This is a genomic window from Streptomyces sp. NPDC006655 (genome assembly GCF_040703965.1).
In the GTDB taxonomy this organism is placed as follows: Bacteria; Actinomycetota; Actinomycetes; order Streptomycetales; family Streptomycetaceae; genus Streptomyces.
Genome location: NZ_JBEYJU010000189.1, coordinates 1 through 7,383 on the forward strand (window position 1 = coordinate 1; position 7,383 = coordinate 7,383).

Annotated in this window: 5 protein-coding genes; 3 read left to right on the forward strand and 2 right to left on the reverse strand. The window is 75.3% G+C overall.

What is annotated here, in order from left to right; all coding sequences use genetic code 11:
- Positions 1-116 precede the first annotated feature (116 nt).
- Positions 117-1,319 (reverse strand): amino acid deaminase/aldolase, encoded by a 1,203-nt coding sequence (locus AB0958_RS43875; protein ID WP_366896081.1) that lies wholly within the window; start codon positions 1,317-1,319, stop codon positions 117-119.
- 1,614 nt (positions 1,320-2,933) lie between these two features.
- Between AB0958_RS43875 and AB0958_RS43880 the strand changes: the two genes are divergently transcribed.
- Both AB0958_RS43880 and mycP read left to right on the forward strand, forming a co-directional pair.
- Positions 2,934-3,977 carry a hypothetical protein gene (locus tag AB0958_RS43880; protein WP_366896082.1) on the forward strand — a complete coding sequence of 348 codons (1,044 nt, stop codon included), beginning with the start codon at positions 2,934-2,936 and terminating at the stop codon, positions 3,975-3,977.
- The gene (mycP, locus tag AB0958_RS43885) at positions 3,974-5,140 is read left to right on the forward strand and encodes a type VII secretion-associated serine protease mycosin (RefSeq protein WP_366896083.1); all 1,167 of its coding nucleotides are present in this window, start codon (positions 3,974-3,976) and stop codon (positions 5,138-5,140) included. The genes AB0958_RS43880 and mycP overlap by 4 nt, the downstream gene beginning before the upstream one ends.
- A gap of 120 nt (positions 5,141-5,260) precedes the next feature.
- Here the strand turns inward: mycP and AB0958_RS43890 are convergent, their stop codons facing one another.
- Entirely contained in the window at positions 5,261-6,376 is a 1,116-nt protein-coding gene (locus AB0958_RS43890) for a serine hydrolase (RefSeq protein WP_366896084.1), read from the reverse strand.
- A gap of 150 nt (positions 6,377-6,526) precedes the next feature.
- Here AB0958_RS43890 and AB0958_RS43895 point away from each other — a divergent pair, with 150 nt between their 5' ends.
- Positions 6,527-7,258, forward strand: coding sequence for an SseB family protein (locus AB0958_RS43895; protein ID WP_366896085.1), 732 nt, complete (start codon positions 6,527-6,529; stop codon positions 7,256-7,258).
- Positions 7,259-7,383: the final 125 nt, after the last annotated feature.

A 7,383-nucleotide genomic window follows, 5' to 3' on the forward strand; every position in this document is an offset into this window, starting at 1 on the left:
CCCGCACGCCGATCGCACGCACCGAACGCCGCTCCTTCTTCCACGGAGATCCATCAGAAGGGCCCTAGCCGTCCGGCGGGCCGGGCGGGCCGTGCGCGGGCCGCCCGGCACCGGGGTCAGAGGAAGGTGTGGCCTTCGCCCCGGTACGTCGGTACGGTCGCCGTCACCCGGTCGCCCTCGACCAGCTGCAACTCGGCGAACCGCTCGCACAGTTCGCCCGCCTTGGCGTGCCGGAACCACACCTTGTCGCCGATCAGGAGATCGTCCGCCGCGGCGCCCAGCAACGGGGTCTGCACCTCGCCGGGGCCCTCCTGCGGGTCGTACGACAGTCCCTCCGGCAGGTACGGCACCGGGAGCCGGTCGCGGCCCGCGGCGCCCGAGGCCGGGTAACCGCCGCCGAGCACGGTGACCACGCCGACCCCGGGCCGCCGCACCACCGGCATGGCGAACAGCGCGGCCGGACGGCCGGTGAACGACGTGTAGTTGTCGAAGAGGCGCGGTACGTACAGGCCGGAGCCCGCCGCGATCTCGGTGACCGCCTCCTCCGCCGCCGTGGTCTGCACGCTGCCCGTGCCGCCGCCGTTGACGAACTCCAGGTCGGGAGCGACGGCCCGGACCGCCCGCACCACCGCGGCGCGCCGCTCCGCCAGCTCGCGGCGGGCGGTGGCCTGCATCAGCCGCACCGCGCGGGAGCGCAGCGGCCGGCCGGCGACGGAGTCGCCGACCCCGGCGATGTGCCCCTCGTACCCCATGATCCCCACCAGCCTGAAGCCCGGCCTGCGGGCCACGGCCCGCGCGAGGTCGGCGAGCTGGGCGGGGGAGTGCAGCGGCGAGCGGCGGGCCCCGATCCGCACCCGGCCGCCCAGCAGCTTCAGCGAGGTGTCCAACTCCAGGCAGACCCGCACGACTTCGGTGCCGCCGTCGCGGGCCGCGTCGATCAGGTCGAGCTGGGCGGGGTCGTCGATCATCACCGTCACGGCGGCGGCGAGCTTGGGGTCGGCGGCCAGCTCGGCGAACCCGGTCCGGTCGGCGGACGGGTAGGCGAGGAGGACGTCGTCGAAGCCGGACCGCGCGAGCCACAGGGACTCCGCGAGCGTGAAGGACATGATCCCGGCGAACCCGTCCTTGGCCAGCACCCGTTCCAGCAGGTGCCGGCACCGCACGGACTTGCTCGCCACCCGTACCGGCTTGCCGCCGGCCCGGCGCAGGATGTCGTCCGCGTTGGCGTCGAAGGCTTCCAGGTCGACGATCGCGAGGGGGGCGTCGAGGTGGGCGGTGGCCCGGTCGTAACGGGCCCGGTCAGCGGCGCGCGCAGTCATGAACGAAGCCTGCCAGACAGGATTACCGCAGGGTAGGGGGACGATCCGGGCAGATGCCCCGGGGGCGTGGACTGGTTCCCGTTCGCGCTCGTACAACCCGTAGAGTGACGCGCACGTACGGCGGAACCGGCCTGGTCGCCCGACCCGCGCCGGGATGCGGATCCGCGGGCAGGGGTAGGTGTGCCCGGGGCGGCCCCTTGCGCCGGGGAGCGAGACGGCCCGTACGAGAAGGTGGCCCGGGTACGAGGAAACGGGGGGCGCATGAGCAGGGAAGCGCAGCACGCCCCGATCCCGCGACGCCCTTCACCCGGGGAGCCCGCGCCCGTCGCCGAAGGTGACGAGGGGCGGGCGGACGGGCCGGGTTTCTTCGAGCGCCCCGACCGGATGAATGGGTCGCGCCGGTCCGACGTATTCACCGGTGGAGCCGAGCGGACCGGGCAGGACCGGCTGCCGGGGCGGCCCGGCGGACAGCAGAGGCGTGACGACCGGACGAGTCGGGGGGGTGCGGTGGGGCAGGGCGAGCAGGGCGCGGGGGACCGGTCGGCCGACGGTTCGGCCACCACCGAACGCATCACCCGCCCCCGCTACCCCAACCTCCGCCCACCCCGGCCCACGCCCCCCGCCACCCTCCCGCCCCCACCCCCCTCGGCCCGCTTCCCCGACACCCCTCCACTGCGCACGGACGACGCCGGAGGCGCGCCGACGGAGCCTTCGGGACGGCAGGGCGGCCGGAACCTGTCGTCCTCGTCCTCCGCGCCCGAGGGGGAGCCGGGCGTGCTCTCGACGCCCTCCGGTCGGGAAACCGGTCCCCGGACCGTACCGCTGGGGCATGACGTGCCGTCCGGGTCCGCCGGGCGGGATGTCGGGAGGGGTGCGCGGTCCGCGTCCGGTGGGCGGGGTGCGCCGTTCCGGTTGTCCTACGGGGCGCCGCCGTCGCGTGACGGGCGACCGTCGTCGGGTGGAGCGCCCCGAGGCTCCGCAGAGGCGACCGGGTCCGGTCGGGTCGAGCGGTCCCGCAGTGACGTCCCGACCACCCTCGGGGCGCCGGTGTCGGGCAGCGCCTGGAGCCCCCACATGCGGACGTTCCCGGTACCCACGGCCCCGCCCCGCCCCACGACACCCCCGAAGACCACCCCGCCGCCGCGCACGGCGCAGTCCTCGACGACCGGCACCCCGCCCCGCCCGTCCGAGCCTCCGGCGACCGGCGGTGCGTCGCGTCCCGCGGGCGCCCCGGCGCGGCCGACGACCCGTCCGGCCTCCGGCTCCGTCCCGGCACCTGCCACCCCGCCCCGGCCGACGAGCCCTCCGACGGTCGGCGCCGCGGCACGCCCGGACGGCGACGCCCCGGCACCCGCAGGCACTTCACGCCGGGACGGCGACGCCCCGGCACCCGGGAGCACAGCACGCCGGGACGGCGACGCCCCGGCACCCGCAGGCACTTCACGCCGGGACGGCGACGCCCCGGCACCCGGGAGCACAGCACGCCCGGACTGCGACGCCCCGGCATCCGTGAGCGCCTCACGTCCGGACGGTGGCTCGGCGACCGGTGGCGTGCCGCGTCCCGGGGCGGGTGCGGAGACTGCGGCAGTCACCTCTGCCGTCGCGGCGCCGCGCGTGGCGCGGTCCGCTGTCGTCGACGCTCCGTCGGGTCCGGCGGCGGGCGTGCCGGGCGGTGCGCCGCCCCGCCCGGCGGCGCCCCCGACGACGGTTCGGGTGCCGCCCGCCGGTTCGCACGGCCCCGTCGCGGCCCACGGCACCCCCGCCGCGCCGCTCGGCCCCATGCCGGACCCCGCCATGTCCTGGAGCGCCTCCGTGGGAACTCCCGGCAGGGACCGGCCCGTTGTCACGTTCGGTGAGCCGGAGGGATACGACGAGCGTGGGCGGGGCCTGTCGTTGGTCGGTCGCGTGGCCCCCCGCACCGCCGCCGCGGCCGCCTGCATGGTCCTCGGCCTCGGCCTCATCGGCGGCGCCGTGACCGGCAGTTGGATCGTCGACGACGGCGGTGACGTGACCGCCGCCGGCACCTACAGCGCCGCCGCCGACCTGTGGCACAACGTCCCCGTCGACGAACTGTTCCCGCCCACCGTGCTCGGCACCGGCGCCGGCCCCGGCGGAGCCGACCGCACCTGGACCCGGATCGCCGTCGCCCCGGCCACCGGCTGCACCGACGCCTTCGACCCGCTGCTGCGCAAGGTGCTCGCCCCCGTCGGCTGCCGGCGCCTGGTCCGCGCCACCTACACCGACGCCACCCAGAGCTACGTGACGACCGTCGGCCTGCTCTTCACCAAGGCCGACCCGGCCGGCATGACCGCCCTCGCCAGACGCTTCGAGGACGAGCGCCTGGACCGCCGTACCGACCTGATTCCCCTCCCGTACGCCGCGAAGGGCACCGCGGCCGAGCGGTTCGGCCCGCACCAGCGCGCGTCCTGGACGGTCTCGGTGCTCACCGACTCCCCGGTCGTCGCCTACGCCGTCTCCGGCTGGGCCGACGGCCGTACCGTCGACACCCCGCAGCCCGCCGCCGACGCCGAGGCGTCCGGCGCCACCACGGCCGTGGCCCAGGCCGGCCTCGGCAACGAGGCACAGGGCCTGGCCGACCGCATCGAACGGCGACTGCGTCAGAACATCGCAGGCCCGGCAACGGAGAAACCCTCATGAAGCGCCGCGCGACCGGAGCCGCGCTGAGCCTGCTGCTGTGCGCCGGTTCGCTCGCCCTGCTGCCGTCCACGACCGCGTACGCGGACAGCATCCGCGCCCAGCAGTGGGGCCTGTCCGCCCTGCACCTCGACGAGGCCTGGCGGACGACCAAGGGCCGGGGCATCACCGTCGCCGTCCTGGACACCGGGGTCGAGGCCGACCACCCGGATCTCGTCGGCAACGTCCTGGCCGCCAAGGACATGATCGGCTTCGGCGCCCGGCAGGGCCAACGCGACTGGGCCCGGCACGGCACCGCCATGGCCGGGATCATCGCCGGTCACGGCCATGGCGTCGGCAACGGCGACGGTGTGATGGGCGTGGCGCCCGAGGCCAGGATCCTGCCCGTCCGGGTGATCCTCGAGGACGGCGACAATGCTCGCGGCAAGGCCCGTGCCACCCGCGGCGACGCCCTCGCCGAAGGCATCCGCTGGGCCGCCGACCACGGCGCCGACGTCATCAACCTGTCCCTCGGCGACGACTCCGACTCCGCGCACCCCGAGCCCAGCGAGGACGAGGCCATCCAGTACGCCCTGAAGAAGGACGTCGTGGTCGTCGCCTCGGCCGGCAACGGCGGTGACAAGGGCGACCACATCTCGTACCCGGCGGCCTATCCCGGTGTCATCGCGGCCACCGCCGTGGACAAGTTCGGCACCCGCGCATCCTTCTCCACCCGCCGCTGGTACGCCACGGTGAGCGCGCCCGGCGACGACATCGTCATCGCGGACCCGGACCACAAGTACTACGAGGGCTGGGGCACCAGCGCCGCCTCCGCCTTCGTCTCGGGCGCCGTGGCCCTGATCAAGGCCGCCCACCCCGGACTCACCCCCGCCCAGATCAAGAAACTCGTGGAGGACACCGCCCGCGACGCCCCGGCGGGCGGCCGGGACGACTCCCGCGGCTTCGGCATGATCGACCCGGTGGCCGCCATCAAGGCGGCGGGCAGGCTCAGGACCCAGGACCTGACGGCGGCGGCGTACGGGAAGAGGTACTTCGGTCCGGGCCCCGACCCGGAGAAGGACACGACGAGCGCCACCGACTGGGCGGCCCCCCTGGCGGGCGGCACGGGCGGCGTCCTCCTGGTGGCCGCGGTGTTCCTGTGGCGAAGCCGCCGCAGGCCTGTCTGACACGCAGCAGACGCGCCCCGCAGGGGGCGCTGGGGGTACCCCCGGCCGAAGGCTGGGGGAGGAACTGCGCGCTCAACCCCTGTACAGCCGCACCCGCCCGTGAACCTGTCGTCCCTCCCCCTACTGCGAAGCCGAAGAAGCCGAAGAGACCGAAGCCGAAGAGGCCGAAGTCGGAGAGGCCGACGCCGAAGAGGCCGAAGTCGGAGAGGCCGAAGTCGGAGAGGCCGAAGTCGGAGAGGCCGACGCCGGAGAGGCCGAAGCGGACGCCGACGAATCGGTTCCGGTGAAGGAACTCACCGCCGCCCGCGCAGCCGCCTCCACCAGCGAGATCCCCCTCGCCTGGCTCACGGTCCCCTTCGACAGCACGGCCACCAGGTAGTCCGTCCCGCCCACCGTCACCCGCCCGATGCTGTTGACGTCCCACAGCCCCGTCGTACTCCGCGCCAGCCACCCGTTCTTCAGCGCGCACCCGGCACCGTCCGCCACGGCGGAAACCCCCCACCGCTGGTCGGACTCGACCGTCGCCATCAGCCCCCGGACGTAGGCCCGCGAGGCCTCGCTCAGCTGCGCATCGTCCCCGAACACCTGCCGGAGCAGGGTGAGCTGGTCCGCGGCCGTGGTCTGGGTCAGCCCCCACAGCTCCCCCTCGCCCCCCTCGGTCGAGGTCAGCCCGAACCGCTTGTTCGCGGCGTCGAGCCCCTCCGCCCTGCCGATGGTGTCCCACAGCTCCGACGCCGACGTGTTGTCGCTGTTCTCGATCATCTTCGTGGCGTACGCCCGCTCCGTCACCGTCAGCCGCCGCCCCGCGTCCTGCGCCTGGAGGAGCAGCGTCGCCAGGATGTCGACCTTGACGATGCTCGCGGTGTCGAAGGCCGCGTCGCCGTGCACCGCGCTGTCACCGGTGTCCAGGTCGAGGACGGCCGCCGACACCTGCGCACCGGACGGCACGCTCACCGTCGCCATCGCCGAACCCAGCAGCGCGTCCCGGTCCACGGCCGGCTCCGTCACGGGCTCCACCGTCGCCTCCTCGTGCGCCGAGGCCGAGGAGGAGGGCGACGGCGACGCAGCCGAGGATACGGCGCCCTCGCGGGCGTGTGCCTTCACGTACACGGTCCCGGCCGCCGTGGCGCCGAGGACGGCGACCACGGCGAGGGAGGTGGCGAGAAGGGCCCGGCGCCGTGGCCGGGCGCGGCGCCGGCCGCGGCGGGAACCGGAAGTGGCTCTGGAGGACTCCATGCCCGCGATGCTCGGGGCGGGGACTGTGCGAGCCGTTTGCCGGACGTTAGAGGAAGGTCAGGGAATTCCGAGATTCCTGTGAAAGCGGTGTCGGCCCGGTTTCGGGGGCCGCACAACCGCAGCAGCATCCCACCGATAGGGTCGGGGACCGTGGCGAACAAGAACATTCCCGACTCCGGCTACTCCGACGACGACGGTTCCGCCGACCCCCGGCTGACCGCCGCGCTGGCCGCCTGGGCCGAGGACCGCACGGCGGTGGGCCCCGTCCTGGAGGCGCTGAAGGGCGCCCGGCTGCTGGTTCCCGTCGTCGCCGTGCTCGGCGAGGTCGAGGAGGACGAGAACGGGCTGCGCCGCGAGAAGACCAGCGACATGGCGGTGCCCACCCTGAAGGCCGGCGGCCGCACCGCCCTGCCCGCCTTCACCTCCACCGGGTCGCTGGCCCGCTGGGACCCGGCGGCCCGGCCCGTCGCCGTACCGCTGCACCAGGCGCTGCAGGCCGCCGCGCACGAGAAGGCGGACACCGTGGTGCTGGACCTGTCGGGACCGGTGCCGTTCGAGCTGACGGGCGCCGCGCTGCTCGCCCTCGCGGAGGGGCGTACGGCGGCCGATCCGCTCGCCGACCCCCTGGTGCTGGAGGCGGTCCGTACGGCCGTGGCCGCCGAGCCCGCCGTGCTCCGCGCCCACCTCGGTCCCGGACCGGCGGACGGCGTCCTGGCCCTCGTCCTCGACCCGGCCGTGCCGCCCGCGGCCGCCGCCCGCTCCGTCGCCGAGCGGCTCGCCGCCGACGAGACACTGCGGGCCCGCCTGGTGCGCGGACTCGACCTGGCACTCCTGCCGGCCGGGACCACACCTCCGGGCGAGCCCCTGTACGTGCGGGACTGAGCCGGCCCCAGGGCCCTTCTGATGGATCTCCGCGGCGTCGCGACGCCCGGCACGCACGCTCGACGCACGGGGTGGCGCACGCCGATCGCACGCACCGAACGCCGCTCCTTCTCCCACGGAGATCC

What these genes read in the sequence shown, in the direction of transcription:
- AB0958_RS43875 (WP_366896081.1), bottom strand. Translation starts at nt 1,319, where the DNA reads ATGACTGCGCGCGCCGCTGACCGGGCCCGTTACGACCGGGCCACCGCC.
- AB0958_RS43890 (WP_366896084.1), bottom strand. Translation starts at nt 6,376, where the DNA reads ATGGAGTCCTCCAGAGCCACTTCCGGTTCCCGCCGCGGCCGGCGCCGC.
- mycP (WP_366896083.1), top strand. Translation starts at nt 3,974, where the DNA reads ATGAAGCGCCGCGCGACCGGAGCCGCGCTGAGCCTGCTGCTGTGCGCC.